This window comes from Bacillus sp. FSL L8-0199, from assembly GCF_038005705.1.
Lineage (GTDB): Bacteria > Bacillota > Bacilli > Bacillales > Bacillaceae_G > Bacillus_A > Bacillus_A cereus.
Genome location: NZ_JBBOTS010000002.1, coordinates 255,664 through 277,407 on the forward strand (window position 1 = coordinate 255,664; position 21,744 = coordinate 277,407).

The window sequence follows — 21,744 nt, forward strand, 5'->3', positions numbered from 1 at the left end:
ATTTTGTGTCTAAACAGAGATATCCTTTGACACACCCACAAAAAAGGGTTTGGGAAACTGAAAAGTTTGTTCAACATTCTCCGATATCAAACTTAATTGGAACAATTAAAATCAAAGGTTTATTGGATTTTAATAAATTTGAACAAGCTATCAATCTATTTATACTTAAAAATGACGCTATCCGGATTCGGTTAGTAGAAAATGATGATGGAGTAAAACAGTATATTTCACCTTATCATGAGAAAAAAATTCGAATTGTTGATTTGCAACAAAATAATAAAACGTTTGATGAATGGATTGCTCAAGAAACTAGTAAACCGTTTAATTTATTGGGTTCTGATTTATTTGAATTTATAACTTTTAAAAATGGTAGCAATGAAAGTGGATTGATGGTCAAAATTCATCATATTATTTCGGATGCTTGGTCTATTCATTTAATGGGAGATAAAATTATGAAAGATTATATGGATCTATGCAATGGTCTAGAAGTGAGTATGAACAAAGATCATTCTTACATGGATTTTATCACCCGTGAAAATAATTATAAATGTTCCAAACGATTTATAGAAGATGAGAAATTTTGGTTGGAGGAACTTCGTGATATACCTAAGCCAATAAGATTAAAAGAAGGAAATATAGCATTTAGAGGTACGAATGCAAAGCGAAGAACCTTCAATTTATCTTCTGAGATTACGTCAGAAATATATCAATTTTGTAAGATACATGAGATATCTGTTTTTACATTTTTTCTATCGATTCTATCGATTTATCTAAAAAGGATAACTGATCAAAATCATTTTGTCTTAGGTACAACTATTCTCAATAGAGTTAATCCGAAGGAACGTAAAACATTTGGTATGTTTGTCAGTACCATGCCGTTTAAGGTGAAGTTGAATGATGATATCACAATTATGGAATTTATGAAACAAACAAGCCGTAAGCAAATATCATTGTTACGAAGACAGCAGTATCCGTTTGATTTACTAACTAGAAAATTAAGAGATAAATATAATCATACTGAACGATTATTTGATATATCCTTAACCTATCAAAATTCAAAATTGCATCTCGATAAAAACGAAGCAATAAAAGGAAAATATGAAACAGAATGGCATTTTTCAGGACATGAGATTAATTCGTTAAGTATTCATATCAGTGATCGTGAAGAAAAAAATGAGTTGATGCTTGATTTTGATTATTTAACAGAATTATTTACGGAAACGGAAATTGAAAATCATTTTAGTAGGATTGTTCAAATCATCATGAATTTATTTGCTTATGGTGATGAAGGAATATCTGAATTAGAAGTAATTTCAACGGATGAAAAGTACCAGTTGTTAATGGCGTTTAGTGGTGAGAAGTCAGAATATGATAGAACAAAAACGATTCATCAGTTATTTGAAGAACAAGTAACCAAAACACCAAACAAGACTGCGGTTGTGTTTGGTCATCAAAAACTAACTTATCAACAATTGAATAATCGGGCAAATCAGCTTGCACGTTTATTGCAAAAAAAAGGTGTCCAACCTTTGACACGTGTCGGAGTTATGGTTGATCGCTCAATTGAAATGTTGGTCGCTATTTTTGGGATAATGAAAGCTGGTGGGACGTACATTCCAATTGATCCTAATTATCCAACTGGTAGAATTAATTACATGATTAATAATAGTTGTATAAAACTATTATTAATCAATTCGCAGATTCATAATGTGGAATTTGATGGTTGGAAAATAAACCTTACAGATTTGAGAATTGATCAAGAAAGTGAAGAAAATTTACCTAATTTAATGAAAGCTCATGACGCTGTTTACATAATGTATACATCTGGATCGACTGGGAGACCAAAAGGTATTAGTATTGACCATCAATCCTTACATAATTTTATTCATGGATTTACTCGTACAGTAGATTTCTCGTCAAATCAAACAATTCTATCCCTTACTTCTATGTCTTTTGATCCATTTGTAGTGGAATCTTTTCTTCCTTTGTCTTTAGGAATGACAGTTGTTATTGCAGATGAAGAACAAAGGAAAAACCCGGAGAAAACAAAGAATTTAATTCGACAGCATGAAGTGGATGTTATCCAACTTACACCGTCACGCTTACAACTTTTGCTAGAGGATGAAAATAATAATTCTTTGCATCATTTACAAATGGTACTAGTTGGCGGAGAGGTGCTGACAAAAAGTCTAGTTCAAAAGCTGAAACAAAGAACAAATGCGAAGCTTTATAACATTTATGGTCCAACGGAAACAACTGTATGGTTAACCGTCAAAGAAATGGATGCTTCTCCTAAGCTGATAACGGTTGGGAAGCCAATTGCAAACAAAGAAATATATATTCTCGATAAAAATGAACAGTTACAACCAATAGGAGTGATTGGTGAATTATGTATATCAGGTGAGGGAATCGCAAATGGGTACCTTTCAAATCAAGGTGTCTCATCATCTGAATTTGTGGAGAATCCATTTAAACCCAACCAAAAAATGTATAAATCAGGAGATTTAGCAAGATGGCTACCTAACGGAGAACTGGAAATTATTGGTAGAAATGATGATCAAGTAAAAATTCATGGCATACGAATGGAATTAGGAGAGATTCGAAATCAGATTATGAGTCATCCAAAAATTGATGAGGCGGTTGTTGTTGTTAAAAAGTACAATGAAGAGCAACATCTTTGTGCATATTATATAGCCAAAGAACCTGTTTCATTGGAAGAAATCAGGGGGTACTTAACGTTCAATTTACCAAGTGCGATGATTCCAACATATTTCTTTCCACTGAATCAAATGCCGTTAACACCAAATGGTAAAGTTGACAAAAAAAACTTACCGCTTCCATATACAAATAATCAATTGAAGAATGTTTATACAGCCCCAAGGAGTGACATTGAAATAAGATTAACTAAGATTTGGGCAAGGATTTTTAATAAAAACTTCTTGGAAATTGGTATTAACGATCATTTTCTTGATTTGGGTGGTCACTCATTAAAAGCGATTGAGCTGGTAACTAGTGTACAAAAAGAATTTCAGGTCGATTTATACATTAAAGATATATTTCAATATACAACGATTAAACGATTATCAGAATATATAGAATCCTCAGCCCTTGTAGAGCGAGGAAAAATAATGCCTGTTGCGTATAGAAGTAATTATCCTGCTTCAAGCTCTCAAAAACGCTTATTTATTATTAATCAAACTAACAATACAACAAATTATAATATGCCGGGCGTTTTTGAAATCCATGGTAAAGTGAATGAAGAGCAAATAAATGAGATTTTCCAAAAAATCATTGAAAGGCATGAAGCTTTTCGAACATCTTTTAGAATTGTTGATGGTATCACAGTACAAGAAATTCATCGTAATGTAAATTTCCATGTCACATCAATAATGTTACAAAACCTTGACTCTACAGAATTGATTCATTCGTTGATTCAACCATTTGACCTATCGAAAGCACCATTACTTCGTGTGTACTTGATTCATGTACAAAAAGATAAATGGTTGTTATTTGTTGATATGCATCATATTATCTCAGACGGTACATCCATAAAAATTCTGATTGAAGATTTTATTCAGTTATATGAAGGTAAGAGTTTGTCACCACTTAAAGTACAATATAAAGATTTCTCTAATTGGCAAGAAACATATTTACTTTCAGATGCCATGAAGAAACAGGAAGATTATTGGTTAAATGTTTTTTCAAAAGAGATACCCGAATTAAATCTTCCAATAGATAGAGCAAGACCATCCATTTCTTCATATGAAGGAGACCATCTAACATTCGTGATAGAACGTGGATATCTTTCTAAATTAAAAGAGATTGCAAGAAAGCAGGAAGCAACATTATTTATGGTTGTTTTTTCAATTTACAATATCCTGTTAGCTAAGTACAGTGATCAAGAGGATATCACGACAGGCATTCCAGTTATTGGTAGGAAAAATAATGAAGTTAAAGATGTTATTGGAATGTTTGTAAATACATTAGCTATAAGAAGTTATCCAGATTCAACGATGCAATTTGAAGAATTTTTAGGGCATGTGAAAGATAATTTACTAAAAGCATATGAAAACCAGGAGTATCCATTCGAAAATCTAATCAATATGCTTGATTTACCTTTTGATAGAAGTAAATCACCTTTATTTAATACTATGTTTACGATGCAAGATACAAAATTTGATTCCCTAACTGTGGGAGATTTATCAATTCATCCTGTTGAGGTAAATAATAAAGATATAAAATTTGATTTGGGTTTTGAGGTGAAAGAAAAAACGGAAGAGCTTGAAGTGAAAATAGAATATAGTACAGAACTGTTTAATCGTGAAACAATACAAAAAATGAAAAGGCATTTTATGGGAATTGTTGACCGAGTTACCAATGAAACAACTGTACTATTATCGGATATACAACTGTTAAGCAAAGAGGAACAAAATAAACAAATTTATGAGTGGAATAACACACAACAATTAATTGATATATCAAAAGGATATCATGAACGATTTGAGGAACAGGTGAATCGTACGCCAAATAATGTTGCGATAATTGAAAATCATCGTTCCCTAACTTATAAAGAAGTAAATGAGAGAGCTAATCAAATTGCTCGCTATTTACGGTCAAATGGTATAGCGTCTGAGAGTATTATTGGAATTATGCTAGAACGATCATCCGACATGATTGTTGGAATACTAGGGATTTTAAAAGCTGGTGCAGCCTATTTACCAATCAATCCGAATTTACCTTTAGAAAGAATGAATTACATCATTCAGGATAGTAAAATAAACATCTTATTAACAAATGGTTCTGTGGAGCAAGATATTATATTTTCAGGATCAATTATAGATATGAATGATAGCAAAATTGAGCAACTAGATAACAAAAATCTTCATCTTGTTACAAAACCTAATAGTCTTGCATATGTCATTTACACCTCGGGGTCAACTGGTAAACCTAAAGGAGTAATGATTGAACATCAATCTCTAATTAATAGGATTCAATGGATGCAGAGTAAATACCCTTTAACAGAAGCTGATATTATTATGCAAAAAACACCGTTTACTTTTGATGTATCTGTATGGGAATTGTTATGGTGGTCCTTATATGGCGCTAAAGTATATATGCTTCCACCAAATGGTGAAAAAGAACCAGTAGTGATTTGTGAAGCAATTGAGAAGCATGAGATTACTGTTATGCATTTTGTGCCAACAATGTTTACTATGTTTTTGGAACACCTAAAAAATTATAAAGGATATTATGACTTTAGTCACTTGAGGAGAATATTTACTAGTGGAGAAGCATTATTGAACACTCATGTTTCTGTGTTTTATGAATATTTAAATAAACGGTTTGGAACGAGATTAACGAACTTATATGGACCAACTGAAGCAACGATTGATGTTTCTTATTATGATTGTGATGATGTTACGACATCTATTATTCCAATTGGAAAACCTATATCAAATATGTCTCTTTATATCTTGAATAAACATTATCAAATACAACCTGTTGGAGTAGAAGGAGAGCTGTATATAGCGGGAATTGGACTTGCTAGAGGATATTTAAATCGAAAAGAATTAACAGATGAAAAATTTATTGATAATCCATTTATTCCAGGAACAAAAATGTATCAAACAGGTGATATTGCGAGATATTTGCCTGATGGAAATATTGAATATTTAGGGCGTACTGATGATCAGGTAAAAATACGAGGAAATCGTGTGGAAATAGGGGAAATTGAAACAAACTTAATTTCACATGAAGAAATAGTGGATGCAGTTGTAATTCCAGTACAGGATGAAAATGGTAGTCATGAATTATATGTGTATTATATTGCAAATCAACCCATCTCTAATTTGGAGTTGCGAAACTATCTATCTAAAATGTTACCAGATTATATGTTGCCTTCTATGTACGTTTGTATAGACAGTATTCCATTTAATGCAAGTGGGAAGGTTGATCGCAAAGCCCTGGTGCAGTTGAAGGATATCACGAAGAGTAGAAAATACGTAGCACCAAGGAATGATGTTGAACAAAGGTTAACACAGCTCTGGGCTGATTTTCTTAATATAGATGCACAACAAATTGGAATTACGGATAGCTTTTTTGAATTAGGTGGTCATTCTCTTAAAGCTGTATCCATCATTTCTAAGATATATGAAGAATTTGGTGTTCAATTATCGTTGAAAGATATATTCCATTCACCAACGATAATTGAACAAGCAGAAATATTATTTCAAAATTATAATAGGGAGAAGTACGCCAAAATTGAAATTGCTAAAGAAAGAGAATATTATCCTCTTACTTCTTCACAAAAAAGTTTGTATATCTTAGAACAGATAAATGAGATGGACACTAGTTATAATCTATCAGAGGTATTGTTACTTAAAGGAGTGCTAAATAAAGAAAAGTTCAGGGAGAGTTTACAGAGACTTGTGGACAGACATGAATCGTTAAGAACAAGTTTCTCTTATAAAAATGGTGAACTCATTCAAGTGATACACAAAAACAAAAAATTTGAAATTATAGAAGAAAAGGGGTCTTATTGTGATATTGATAAACTAATTGAACAATTTATAAAGCCTTTTAATTTAAATAAAGCCCCGCTATTTCGAGTTAAGTTAATTAACCTTGAAGAAAATGAGTATCTATTGTTATTTGATATGCATCATATCATTGCAGATGGTATTTCATTAGACATACTGATTCGTGATTTTATTGCATTTTATCATGATACAGAATTACCAAAGCTTGAGGTGCAATACAAAGATTATGTTCTTTGGAAAGAAAATCTGTTGAATACAGAAAGAATGCATAGACAAGAAATGTATTGGAAAAAAGTCTTTCAAAATAAAGTTTTGCAATTAAATTTACCATATGATTTTACGAGGCCTAACCGTTTAACAGTTGAAGGGAAAACAATTTCAACAGTACTAGATAAACAGACCTCTTCAACATTACGCTCCATTGCTGCAAGATTGGAAAAAACATTATATGTAGTATTATTCGGTGTTTATAATGTTCTCTTATCAAAATATACTGGTAATACGGATCTTGTTGTAGGTACTCCTACTGCAGGTAGGCGGCACCCGGACGTGAAGAACTTAGTTGGGATGTTTGTGAATACATTAGCCATTCGGAGTTATCCTGAAAATGAAAAAACTTTCTTAGATTATTTAGAAGAATTAAATGATTCCATTCTAGATGCTTATGAGAATCAAGATTATCCATTTGAAGAGTTACTAGATGAACTTCATATTGAGAGATCTGAAAGTGGAAACCCACTATTCAATACTATGTTTGATATGAAAGTAAGTAATCATGAGATTAGTATGGATGGATTAAGAATCAAAAAGTATCCATTTAATAGAGGTACTTCTAAATTTGATTTGAGTTTAGAAACGGAAGAATTAGATGAAAGATTTATTTTCAGGTTTGAATACAATACGTATTTATTTAAGAATGACACAATTCAGAAAGTAGCAGAAGACTTTTTGAAAATTTTAGAGATTTTGGTTAAGAATCCACAAATATTGTTAGCTGAGGTTCAATTAGAAAATGAAATTCAGGAATTAGAACCAGTGAGTATGGAAGACATAGAATTTTCTTTTAATAATTAGGAAAATAATTCTTGTGAAATCTTATTAATCCTCATTTTGTTTTACTCGCAAACAGTAGAGAGAGGTTTTTCTCCCTCTCTCTATTTCATCCTTATAAGGGAGGGAAGGTAATGGGTTTTTCTAAGCAAGTGTTACTAAATAGCGGAAAATACCAAAAAGAAAAGGCATACTGGCAGAAAAAATTATCAGGGAGCTTTCATCCAAGTAGGTTGCCAAGAGATTTTAAGAATACAAAACAGGTTAAACCAACAACGGAAGAAATTCAATTTAAAATTCCGGACCATATGTTTAAAAAGATTTATCAAATAACAAACGGTTCAGAGGTTGGGGTATTCTTAATTGTAGCTACATTAGTGAATGCAATTTTATATCGATACTCAAATGACGAAGATATTGTAATTGGCATTCCTGTTTTTAAACAAAAAGATGTGGGCAATTATATAAATGATAGACTAGTCATTCGAAGTAAACTGAATGAAGATATAACTTGGAAGGAGCTCCTTACACAGATTCAACAATCCGTTAAAGAAGCAAATGAGCATCAAAATTTTCCTTATGAAGAAGTAGTTAAAGTAATCACTGATACAAACTTCATAGATAATTCCCTATATAAATTACTTTTGAGGTTTGAAAATTTACATCATAATGTTATTCACAATATGATGGAACAGGATTTGATTTTTTCTTTCCAGCTTACTGATATTCAATTATTATCGACTATTCAATACCGTTCGGACTTGTATAGTACCGAAACTATCAAGAGATTTTTTCAGCAATTTATTATTGCTTTAGAGGCTTTTTGTGAAAACACAAATGATAAAATATCTAATCTGGATTTAATTACAGAAGAGGAAAAAAATCAATTATTATACGAATTTAATAAAAAATCAGAGATCACTGATTATGCTCAGACACTACATCAACTCTTTCAAAAATCTGTAGCAAATCATTCTGAACAGATAGCAATAGTTTTTAATAATGAAAAAATAAGTTTTCAAGAAATAAATAAAAAAGCTAATCAACTTGCTCGAAAATTACAAGATTTAGGCGTAAAGCAACGTGATTACGTAGGAATTATGATTGACAATTCAATAGAAATGATCATTGGAATTCTTTCCATATTAAAGGCGGGTGCTGCATATGTGCCAATAGACCCTTCATATCCAATCGGAAGAATCAATTTTATGCTGAATGATAGTGATATAGGTGTATTACTATCTTCATCACTATTAAAACAACAATTGAATAAGTTAGATTATAGCAATAAAGTTGTATTGTTAGATAGTCAAAATATTTATGTGGGAGAATCAACTGACTTAAATCTAGCAAATCCAGATGCTCCTGCATATGTTATCTATACATCGGGTTCAACAGGAACACCGAAGGGAGTATGCATTGATCATAAAAGTGTCGTTCAATATGTGAATCATTTTATACATGAATTTCAGTTGAATAAAGACGACAATGTTCTATTGCATTCATCCTTTGCATTCGATGCATCTGTTGAACAACTATTTCCAATATTATTGGTCGGTGGAAGATTGGTTGTTCCACGCAAAGAAGAATTAATGGATATAGCAGGCTTAAAAAAATTAATTGTAGCACAAGGCGTTTCAATTATAAGTTGTACTCCATTAATTCTAAATGAATTTAATAAACAAGAAGAGTTAAAGCAGGTAAGAACGTTTATAAGCGGAGGGGATGTATTAAGAAAAGAACATATTTCAAATCTTTTAACATATTCTACTGTTTATAATACCTATGGGCCAACTGAAGCAACGGTGTGTGCAACCTTTTATAAAGTTAAAAAGGAAGATAGTGGGAAAATCCTGATAGGAAGGCCTATTCCTGATAAACATATATACATTTTTGACAGGAAAGAAAAGCTAGTACCAATTGGAATTCCAGGTGAAATCTATATATCTGGAAGAGGTTTATCAAAGGGATATTTAAATCAGCCGCATCTTACAAATGAAAATTTTGTTGATAATCCATTTATACCTGGTGAAAAAATGTATAAAACTGGTGATATTGGAAAGTGGATGCATGATGGGACAATAGAATATATCGGAAGAATTGGAAATCAAGTAAATATAAGAGGGTATCGAGTAGAGCTAGAAGAAATAGAAAAAAACTTACTAAATCATCCAGCCATACAAGAAGCTATCGTTATGATTCAGACAAATACCATAGGCAATGAGGTATTGTGTGCTTATTATATTTTGAACAATGATTTATCAACTGTAGAGCTAAAGAATTATTTGAGAGAGTATTTACCAGAGTTTATGATACCAACAGAATTTATTGCTATGGATAAGTTTCCAAGTACAGTTAATGGGAAGCTAGATTATAATATGTTGCCAAAGCCAACCTTAGTTAGAAGTAACCAAGAACACCAAGTGAAACCAAAAAATGCAACAGAAAAATTGCTTGTGAAAATATGGTCCGAGGTATTAGGAATAAAAGAAGAAGTGATTGGGATAGAGGATGATTTCTTTAAGTTAGGAGGCCACTCTTTAAAAGCTACAGTATTAATTGCTAATATATTTAGGGAGTTGCAAGTGGAGATTCCGATAAGGGAATTTTTCCAGGAGCCTACTATTAAAAATCTAGCGTTTTATATACAGACTGTTCGAAAAAAAGAATATGAGTCAATAAAGCCTTTGAATAAGCAGTTATATTACCCTGTTTCAGCTTCACAAAACAGATTGTTATCTATAGCAAAATTGGATGAAAGTAGTGTGAATTATAATATCCCGGGCGCATTTTTAATAGAAGGTTTATTAAATAAAGCACGATTTGAGAAGGCTTTTTATTCACTTGTTCAAAGGCATGAATCACTTAGAACATCCTTCCGATATGTAGAATTTGAGGCAAAACAGGTAATACATGAGAATGTAGATTATCAAATTGATTTTATCTATGCTTCAGAAAATGAGTTATCAACTATTATTTCAAGATTTGTCCGAGCATTTGATTTAGAAAGTGCACCACTTTTTAAAGTCATGTTAATTGAAATTAATGAGAATAAACATTTATTTTTAATTGATATTCACCATATTATTTCAGATGGTTATTCAGTTGATTTAATGGTAAATGAATTTGTTCAATTATATAAAGGAAAAGAATTACCGGAGCTTCATATTCAATATAAAGATTACGCTGCGTGGCAAAATAACTTTCTGAAATCTGAAATAATAAAAAAACAAGAACAATATTGGTTAAACCAATTTTCAGAGGAATATCCTGTGCTGCAGTTACCGACGGATTATACAAGACCTTCTGTAAAGGTTTATGAAGGGGACACTATATCAGTCCATATCGGAAAAGAATTAACATATAACATGCATCAAATAGCCGCGGAAAAAGGCATGACTTTATTCATGTTATTGTTAGCTGCGTACAATATTCTCCTTTCAAAATATAGTGATCAGGAGGACATCATTGTCGGTGTTCCGATTTCTGGTAGATGTCACCCCGATGTGGGAAATATAATTGGAATGTTTGTAAACACTCTTGCGCTTCGAAATCGCCCTAAAAAGGATAAAACATTCTTGGAATTTTTGGATGAAGTAAAAAAATCTACATTGAATGCATTTGAAAACCAAGACTATCCGTTTGAATTGTTGGTGGAAAAATTAAAAGTACAGCGTGATACTAGTCGAAATCCTATTTTTGACACGATGTTTACATTTCAAGATTCCAGTTACTCCAAATTTAATATAGATGGATTACAATTTTCGCCATGGGAAATAAAGACGAATTCTTCTAAATTTGATCTTTCCTTATATATAACCGAATTCGAAGAGGGCTTACATGCACAATTCGAATATAGTACAGAGCTCTTTAAGAAAGATAGTATTGAGAGATTGAGTGAACATTTTTTAGCCATTTTAGAAAAAATTTCTGAATCATCTAATATAAAGTTAGCGGAAATAGAGATGATAAATCGTGAAGAAGAGAAGTTACTCCTTCATGATTTCAATCAAACTCAATATGACAATCATAATAATACATTATTACATGAATTATTTGAGAAACAAGTAGAGCGAATACCAGACAAGGTAGCACTCCAGTTTGCTGGACGAACGATGACTTATAAAGAATTGAATGAACAAGCGAATCAACTTGCGAGGAAAATAAGAAAATTAAAGAGACAAGGTGAAGAAGAATTTCTTGTTAGTGTCGCAATGGAACGCTCGTTTGAAATGGTTAAGACCATACTAGCGATATTAAAAGCTGGAGGTGCATACGTACCAATTGATCCTCATCATCCTAGTAAGCGAATAGAAACAATTATCAAAGATAGTCAAACGTGCGTATTATTAACACAAGATAAGTTTAAAGAAAAACTAAGTTTCTATCATGAAAAGGTTATCGTTGTGGATGACCAAAAAGATCACAAAGAAGAAGTATCTAATTTAAGTCGAGTTAGTAATCTTGAAAATTTAGCATATGTCATCTATACATCAGGTTCTACAGGTAAGCCGAAGGGTGTTATGATTGAACATCGAAATGTTTTAAATACATTATTCGGATTACAGAGAAAATTTCCTATTACAGAAGAGGATGCATATTTATTAAAAACACCTTTTATATTTGACGTCTCGGTAGCAGAATTATTTGGCTGGATGCTTGGAGGAGGAAGGCTGGTTATTTTAGAGCCTGAAATGGAAAAGGATCCAGTGGAACTATATAAGGTGATTCAAAAAGAACGGGTGACACATGTCAATTTTGTACCTTCTATGATTCAAGCATTTGTCGACATGGTCCCTGATAAACAGCTACAGGAATTAACAGATTTAAAATATATGTTTATTGCTGGTGAGGCATTATCGCCCAAATTGGCTAAATCGGCAAGAATGTTATTATCGCATACTGATTTATATAATCTCTATGGCCCAACGGAAGCGAGTATTTATACAACAGGGTATGCGCTAGACAATAATCTTGAAATGTCAATTTTACCGATTGGAAAACCACTTGATAATACAGGCGTGTATATATTAAGTAATGAAGGGAAATTACAACCGATAGGCATTCCTGGTGAATTGTGTATAGCTGGAGAAGGGGTAGCAAGAGGATATCTCAATGATGAGAAACGAACGAAGGAGAAATTTATCTCCCATCCTTACAAAAAAGATACTGTCTTATATAAAACAGGTGATTTGGTCAGATGGTTACCAGATGGGAATATTGAGTATTTAGGTAGAAAAGATTTCCAAATTAAAGTACGAGGATATCGTATTGAAATTGGGGAGATAGAGTATTGCATCATGCGACGTGAAGGTGTTCGTGAAGTAGTTGTTATTGATAGGGAAGATCCTCATGGAAGAAAATATTTATGTGCATATATCGTGTCGGATGTTGAATGGAGTAATAAAGTATGGCATCACTACATGAGAGAGAAGCTTCCAGAATATATGATTCCAACTAATTTTGTGCATTTGGAAAACATGCCATTATCATTAAATGGTAAGTTAGACCGAAAGGCATTACCTAAAGAAGAAGTTATCTTAAATCAAGAGGAATATATAGCACCACGAAATGAAATGGAAGCTAAATTGGTGCAAATATGGTCAGAAGTATTGGGAATTGAAGATAATCGTATTGGAGTTACCAATGACTTTTTCGAGTTGGGTGGTCATTCTTTAAATGCTGTAACATTATTAACAAAAATAAATAAGCAGTTTAATAAAGAAATTGGTTTAAGAGATATATTTAAAATGTCAACAATCAAGTCCTTAGCAGTTCACCTTATAAATAGTAAAGAATTTATGCATAAGCCGATACCAAAAGCTCAAAAGAAAGAGTATTATTCGCTATCATATGTTCAACAAAGACTCTTTATCTTAGAACAAACGAAACAAATGGGGACAAGCTATAATACGCCAGTATTATTGGAAATTGAAGGTGAATTGGATAGACATCGCTTAGAAGGTACATTGAATGAACTTATAAAGCGACACGAGGCATTTCGTACTTCGTTTGGGTTTGTAGATGGAGAATTTGTACAAAAGATACATCCAAATATTCCTTTTTTACTGGAATACAAAGTGATTAATGAAGCAGATATTCGTCTAAATGTTGAAAAGTTTATAACACCTTTTGACTTAACGAAAGCACCATTAATACGAGCGAAACTTTTTGAAGTGGATAAATCAAAATTTGTTCTTTGTATTGATGTGCATCATATTATTGCTGACGGATTTTCTCTTCAATTATTATTGAATGAAATTATTCGACTTTATAAAGGGGATATTCTTTCAGAACCTTCACTACAATACAAAGATTATGCTGTTTGGCAGCAAAGTAGCGAGTTTCAGGAGCAATTAAGAAAGCAAGAAACATATTGGCACAATTTGTATAAAGGGGATGTTCTGCTAAAGAAGCTTCCGGTTGATTATCCTAGTAATAATCCTCATTCAAATCAAAGAAGAGTTCTTAATTATAAATTAAATCAAGAAGTTTGTCAGAATTTAGTTAACCTATCAAAAGCAAATAAAATAACGTTGTTTCAAATGTTTTTTGCCCTGTATACAATTTTGGTCTCTAAATATACCAATTCTGATGATGTTATTGTTGGAACTCCAACTGCTGGTAGAACACATACAGATGTAGAAAATATAGTTGGTATGTTTGTAAATACGTTAGCAATTCGTAATAATCCAAAGGCAGATTTAACATTTATCAACTTCTTGCAACAAGTTAAGAATAATACGATGTTGGCTTTTGAAAACCAAGACTATCCTTATGAAATGCTGTTGGACTACCTTCAATTTAGTAATATGAATAGTTCTCAAGGGATTATTAACACTATGTTTATTTATAAAAAGGATAAAATCAATAATCATTTTTATAATGTAGCAGGTCTGAAGTTAAAAGAATATCCTTATGAGAGTGGTAAGGCTAAATTTGATCTAACTGTTAATGTAGTCGAAAGTGGAGATTATTTTAATCTAAATATCGTATACAAAGACAATATCTATAAACAAGAAACGATAAAGAAAATTGCAGAAGATATAGATTTGATTGCAAAACAAGTTACCGTAGACACAATGATAAAGATCGCTGATATAAAAGTAGAAGGTAGCCAAGCATCTGAGGAGATTTCGTTTCCAGAGGATTTAACATTCTCATTTTAATATTAACTACTTCTTAGTATGACCTTTTACAGGCCATACTAAGAAGCAAAAGAAAGGAAAATGTTATGAAACCGAACACGTTAACGCCAGAATTATACATAAATGAAGATCTTGAAAAAGAGAAACAATACTGGGTAGAAAAATTATCAGGGGATATTGAGTTTAGTAGTTTTCTGCCAGATCTAGAAACAGTTAAAAGTGAGGGAACAGTGAAGTTTTCCATCCCAATTCCAATAGAGGTAAGCAAAAAAATTAATAAGATTAGTAATTATTCGAAATGGGGAGCATTCTTAATTTTAATTACGTCTATAAATGTTATTCTGCAAAAATATACAAGGAATAACGATATATTAATAGGTACAACCGGATTAAAAAACGGTATGGATGATCTTACTTTATTCAGAAATACGGTATCGCCTGATATGACATGGAAAGAACTTCTATTAAACGTAAAAAACACGGTTAATGATGCTGTTGATCATCAGAAATTAAATATTAGTTCTCTATTATCATCCATGGGATTACTTCATTCAGAGACAGAGGACATTTACTTCCCTGTACTTATTAATTTTGAAAATCTTCGAGAAAAAAATTATACAAGTGATACACGAGCTAAAATAGCGTTTCATTTTTCTCAAAATGATGATAATCAGATTACAGGAGAAATTATTTATCAGAAAGTATATAGTAGTGATTTTATACGTAATCTGGCTACGCAGTTTGTCATGACCATCGAACAATTCATAGATAACCCAGAATATAAAGTCGGCGATTTAGATTTAGTTACAGAGAGAGAAAAGGAAAAATTACTTGAGGAATTTAACCAAACAACTGTGAATTTTGGTAATAAAAAACTGCTACATGAATTGGTAGAGGAACAAGTCAAAAAAAGTGCTGATAGAGTTGCAATCAGATTTGAGGAAAGTGAAATTACTTATTCTGAACTTAATAAAAGAGCCAATCAATTGGCTGCGCTTTTACGTCAAAAAGGGGTATCTTCAAATACGTTCGTTGGATTAATGATTAGTCCGGGTATAGAGATGGCTATTGGGCTTTTAAGTATATTAAAAGCTGGTGGTGCTTATGTACCAATAGATCCAAAGTATCCATTAGAACGTCAAAATGCAATTATCCAAGACAGCGGTTTAGGTCTATTATTAAAAGAAACGGAAGATAGAACTAAATTAGACTTCAATGGAGAGATAATTGATTTAGAAGTGTTACAAAAGAATACAAAAAATCAAGGGAATTTACCTTCAATCAATAAAGGAGAAGATTTAGCCTATAGTATTTACACGTCTGGAACTACTGGTAAGCCAAAAGGTGTCATGATTCAGCATAAAAGTATTACAAATAACATTCTTTGGAGAAAAAATGAATACAAGCTGACAGAGAAGGATCGTGTACTTCAGCTTTTCTCTTTTTCGTTTGATGGATTTGTAACGAGTTTCTTTACACCGCTTGTTTCAGGTGCACAAATAATATTAGTAGGAAATGATGATGTAAAGAACCCACCCTATTTGTATAATATTGTTCAACGTCATAATATAACACATTTTATTAGTACACCATCGCTTTATAGCAGTCTGTTGGCTGAGATACAATATGAAGATCAGTTATGTTTAAGGATTATTACGTTAGCTGGTGAGGAAGTTACAGCAAATCTTTTGAGGGAAAGTTCAGAAAAATTGAAAGATGTTGAAATTGCGAATGAATATGGGCCTACAGAGAATAGTGTTGTTACTACTGTTTATCGAAATTTAAAGGTCGATTCTAAGATTTCCATAGGCAAGCCAATCGCAAACAACTATGTTTATATATTAGACAATGAACAGAAATTACAACCTATTGGTATGCCTGGTGAACTATGTATTTCCGGTGAATCTCTTGCAAAAGGATATGTTAATAATCAATCCTTAACAAATGAAAAAATTGTACCTAACCCTTTTTTTTCAGGTAGTTTAATGTACAGAACGGGAGATCTTGCGCGTTGGTTGCCTGATGGGAATCTAGAATATCTAGGAAGATTAGACGAACAGGTGAAAATTAGAGGTTTTCGGATTGAACTTAAAGATATTGAGTATCAATTAAAAGAATATCAATCTATTGATGATGTTCTTGTTATAGCACTTAAGGATTCAGAAGAATCGAATTTTTTATGTGCTTATTACATGTCATCGGAAGAAATACCCGTGTCAACATTTAGAAATTTCCTTGAAAAAAGACTCCCAGGTTTTATGATTCCCGATTACTTTGTTAAGATTGATCAATTTCCTCTAACGATAAATGGAAAGATAGACAAAAAATCTCTCCCAGAACCAAAACAAGCAATAAGTGGAGAATCAACCTATCATGCACCTTGGAATGAGTTGGAAGAAAAATTGATTACCATATGGAGTCAAATCCTTGGTATTGAAAAAGAAAAAATAGGTATGTCCGATAATCTTTTTAATTTAGGAATGCATTCATTAAAGATTGCCTCATTCGTATCGAGAATTTATCGAGAATTTGAAATCTCTATTCCTATACATATCATTTTTCAACTATCAACTGTCAAGGAACAATCTGCATACATTTCTCAAATTAAAAGTGAAAAGATATATGCAATTGAAAAAGTAGAGGAAAGGGAAGATTATTTGCTTTCTTCTGCGCAAAAAAGAATTTATATGTTACAGGCATTAAATAAATTTCAAACGAGTTATAATATGCCAAAAGCAATGATTATTGAAGGGACGCTTGATATAAAACGGGTTGAATCTACTTTCCAAATGTTATTGAAAAGGCATGAATCATTAAGAACATCCTTTAAAGTTAAGGATGGTAATCCTGTTCAACAAATTCATGATTATAACCCTATTGAAATTGAGTTGCTTCATCTAAGGGATAAAAAAATATCTGAATTAATAGCAAATTTTGTTGAACCATTTGATTTATACAATAATTCGTTAATAAGATTAAAACTTGTAGAGCTTAAAGAGAACAAACACTTATTGTTAATTGATATGCATCACATTATTGCAGATGGGCAATCTATTCAGTTATTGGTAAATGAATTTGTTCAATTATATGAAGGAAAAGAATTACCAGAGCTTCATATTCAATATAAAGATTACGCTGCGTGGCAAAATAGCTTTTTGAAATCTGAAGAATTACAAAGTCAGGAGCATTATTGGTTAAGTCAATTTTCAGAGGAATATCCTGTACTTCAGTTACCAACGGATTATCCTAGACCATCGGTAAAAGGATCGAAAGGGGATAGTATTTCTGTCTATATAGGAAAAACATTAACCCGTCATATGCATCAAATAGCTGCTAGAAAGGATACGACCCTTTTCATGTTATTGTTAGCAGCATATAATGTATTACTTTCGAAGTATGGTGACCAAGAAGATATCATCGTAGGTACTCCAATTTCTGGGCGAAATCATCTAGATGTTGAAAATGTTATTGGAATGTTTGTAAACACTCTTGCGCTTCGAAATCGCCCTAAAAAGGATAAAACATTCTTGGAATTTTTGGATGAAGTAAAAAAATCTACATTGAATGCATTTGAAAACCAAGACTATCCGTTTGAATTGTTGGTGGAAAAATTAAAAGTACAGCGTGATACTAGTCGAAATCCTATTTTTGACACGATGTTTACATTTCAAGATTCCAGTTACTCAAAAATTAGTATAGATGGATTACAATTCTCAACGGTGGATATCGAATTAAATTCTTCTAAATTCGATCTTTCCTTATATATAACCGAAGTGGAAGAGGGCTTACATGCACAATTCGAATATAGTACAGAGCTCTTTAAGAAAGATAGTATTGAGAGATTGAGTGAACATTTTTTAGCCATTTTAGAAAAAATTACCGAATCATCTAATATAAAGTTAGCGGAAATAGAGATGATAAATCGTGAAGAAGAGAAGTTACTCCTTCATGATTTCAATCAAACTCAATATGACAATCATAATAATACATTATTACATGAATTATTTGAGAAACAAGTAGAGCGAATACCAGACAAGGTAGCACTCCAGTTTGCTGGACGAACGATGACTTATAAAGAATTGAATGAACAAGCGAATCAACTTGCGAGGAAAATAAGAAAATTAAAGAGACAAGGTGAAGAAGAATTTCTTGTTAGTGTCGCAATGGAACGCTCGTTTGAAATGGTTAAGACCATACTAGCGATATTAAAAGCTGGAGGTGCATACGTACCAATTGATCCTCATCATCCTAGTAAGCGAATAGAAACAATTATCAAAGATAGTCAAACGTGCGTATTATTAACACAAGATAAGTTTAAAGAAAAACTAAGTTTCTATCATGAAAAGGTTATCGTTGTGGATGACCAAAAAGATCACAAAGAAGAAGTATCTAATTTAAGTCGAGTTAGTAATCTTGAAAATTTAGCATATGTCATCTATACATCAGGTTCTACAGGTAAGCCGAAGGGTGTTATGATTGAACATCGAAATGTTTTAAATACATTATTCGGATTACAGAGAAAATTTCCTATTACAGAAGAGGATGCATATTTATTAAAAACACCTTTTATATTTGACGTCTCGGTAGCAGAATTATTTGGCTGGATGCTTGGAGGAGGAAGGCTGGTTATTTTAGAGCCTGAAATGGAAAAGGATCCAGTGGAACTATATAAGGTGATTCAAAAAGAACGGGTGACACATGTCAATTTTGTACCTTCTATGATTCAAGCATTTGTCGACATGGTCCCTGATAAACAGCTACAGGAATTAACAGATTTAAAATATATGTTTATTGCTGGTGAGGCATTATCGCCCAAATTGGCTAAATCGGCAAGAATGTTATTATCGCATACTGATTTATATAATCTCTATGGCCCAACGGAAGCGAGTATTTATACAACAGGGTATGCGCTAGACAATAATCTTGAAATGTCAATTTTACCGATTGGAAAACCACTTGATAATACAGGCGTGTATATATTAAGTAATGAAGGGAAATTACAACCGATAGGCATTCCTGGTGAATTGTGTATAGCTGGAGAAGGGGTAGCAAGAGGATATCTCAATGATGAGAAACGAACGAAGGAGAAATTTATCTCCCATCCTTACAAAAAAGATACTGTCTTATATAAAACAGGTGATTTGGTCAGATGGTTACCAGATGGGAATATTGAGTATTTAGGTAGAAAAGATTTCCAAATTAAAGTACGAGGATATCGTATTGAAATTGGGGAGATAGAGTATTGCATCATGCGACGTGAAGGTGTTCGTGAAGTAGTTGTTATTGATAGGGAAGATCCTCATGGAAGAAAATATTTATGTGCATATATTGTGTCGGATGTTGAATGGAGTAATAAAGTATGGCATCACTACATGAGAGAGAAGCTTCCAGAATATATGATTCCAACTAATTTTGTGCATTTGGAAAACATGCCATTATCATTAAATGGTAAGTTAGACCGAAAGGCATTACCTAAAGAAGAAGTTATCTTAAATCAAGAGGAATACATAGCACCACGAAATGAAATGGAAGCTAAATTGGTGCAAATATGGTCAGAAGTATTGGGAATTGAAGATAATCGTATTGGAGTTACCAATGACTTTTTCGAGCTGGGTGGTCATTCCATATCAATTTTGAAAGCTTTAACTAAAATGTATTTTCATGGCTGGAATATTAGTGTTAAAGATTTTTACACAACGCCGACAATTCGAAGTTTAGTTGAAAAAATTAAGTTAGTAGAAGATTCTGCTGAGGTAGTACATCATCCTGAAATAATGAATATAAATTCACCTAATAATAGGAAAATTATGCCTAGCGGAAATATAAAAACAATGGATAATATTTTGGTAACAGGTGCTACGGGATTTCTAGGGATTCATATCATTAGAGAGTTACTAGAGGAAACGGATGCAACAATCCACTGTTTGGTACGAGGACCGGTTGCAGAAGAACGCTTTTTAAATAAGATAAGGTTATATTTTAATGATACATTATTGGAAAACTGGAATGATATCAAACATAGAATAAAAATTATCGCAGGTGATATAAAGCAAGATAATTTAGGGATGGTAAAAGATGACTATATAAAACTTGGTAATACAATAGATACAGTAATTCATGCTGCTGCTATTGTTAAACACTATGGCGATAAAGATGAGTTTAACAAAATAAATATTGAGGGAACGGAAAAAATGATAGATTTCTGTTCTAATCATGATATTTATTTTCACTATATTTCTACAATTAGTATTTCGGGCACTCGAACGATGGATCAATATCAAAGGCATTTCACGGAAAATAACCTCTATATTAAACAAGATATTTTTGACAATGTTTATCTTAATAGTAAATTTGAAGCTGAATCACGAATATTTGAAGCGCAGAGAAATGGGTTACAAGCTAGTATTTATCGGGTTGGTAATTTAACTGGAAGATTTACTGATGGGGTTTTCCAAGAGAATATAGAAGAAAATGCGTTTTATCGTAAATTTAAATTTTTAGTTGATTTTAAAGCGATACCAGATTATCTTCTAAACCAATTAATTGAATTTACGCCTGTAGATATATGTAGTAAAGCTATTGTTAAAATTTTAAAAACAGAGGAATCATGTGGTAATGTTTTTCATCTGTTTAATCACAATCAAGTAAAAATGGTTGATATCAAAGCAATGTTAGATTCACTAGGAATTAGGATTAACGTGCTTCAAGAAGATAAATTTAATACATTTATCGATACAATATATCGAAACAATGAACTAAAGGATGAATTATCAACAATTATTACTGAATTAATAAACGTGGAATCTAATCAGTATAAATGGGATGTTCATGTTGATTCATCTTTTACTAGAAAGTATTTACAACAGTTGGATAATTTTAACTATCCAATTATTGAATCAATTTATATTGGAAAATTGCTTAAACATATGAAAGAAGTTGGGTATCTTAAGGGGAAATAAAAGATTTTATTAGATGGAAAGGATGGGAAATAAGCATGAAATTCCCAT

3 protein-coding genes are annotated in these 21,744 nt (G+C 32.1%); all 3 read left to right on the forward strand.

Going from position 1 to position 21,744, the window contains the following annotated elements:
- The first annotated feature begins 5 nt into the window (after nt 1-5).
- The 3 genes from NST86_RS29145 to NST86_RS29155 all read left to right on the forward strand — a co-directional run bounded on the left by NST86_RS29145 (nt 6) and on the right by NST86_RS29155 (nt 21,696).
- Entirely contained in the window at nt 6-7,613 is a 7,608-nt protein-coding gene (locus tag NST86_RS29145; protein ID WP_061664671.1) for a non-ribosomal peptide synthetase, read from the forward strand.
- Between the two features lie 110 nt (nt 7,614-7,723).
- The gene (locus NST86_RS29150) at nt 7,724-14,758 is read left to right on the forward strand and encodes an amino acid adenylation domain-containing protein (protein WP_340768448.1); all 7,035 of its coding nucleotides are present in this window, start codon (nt 7,724-7,726) and stop codon (nt 14,756-14,758) included.
- Nucleotides 14,759-14,823: 65 nt separating this feature from the next.
- Complete coding sequence (locus NST86_RS29155; protein ID WP_340768450.1) at nt 14,824-21,696, forward strand: non-ribosomal peptide synthetase; 6,873 nt, start codon at nt 14,824-14,826, stop codon at nt 21,694-21,696.
- Nucleotides 21,697-21,744 lie beyond the last annotated feature (48 nt).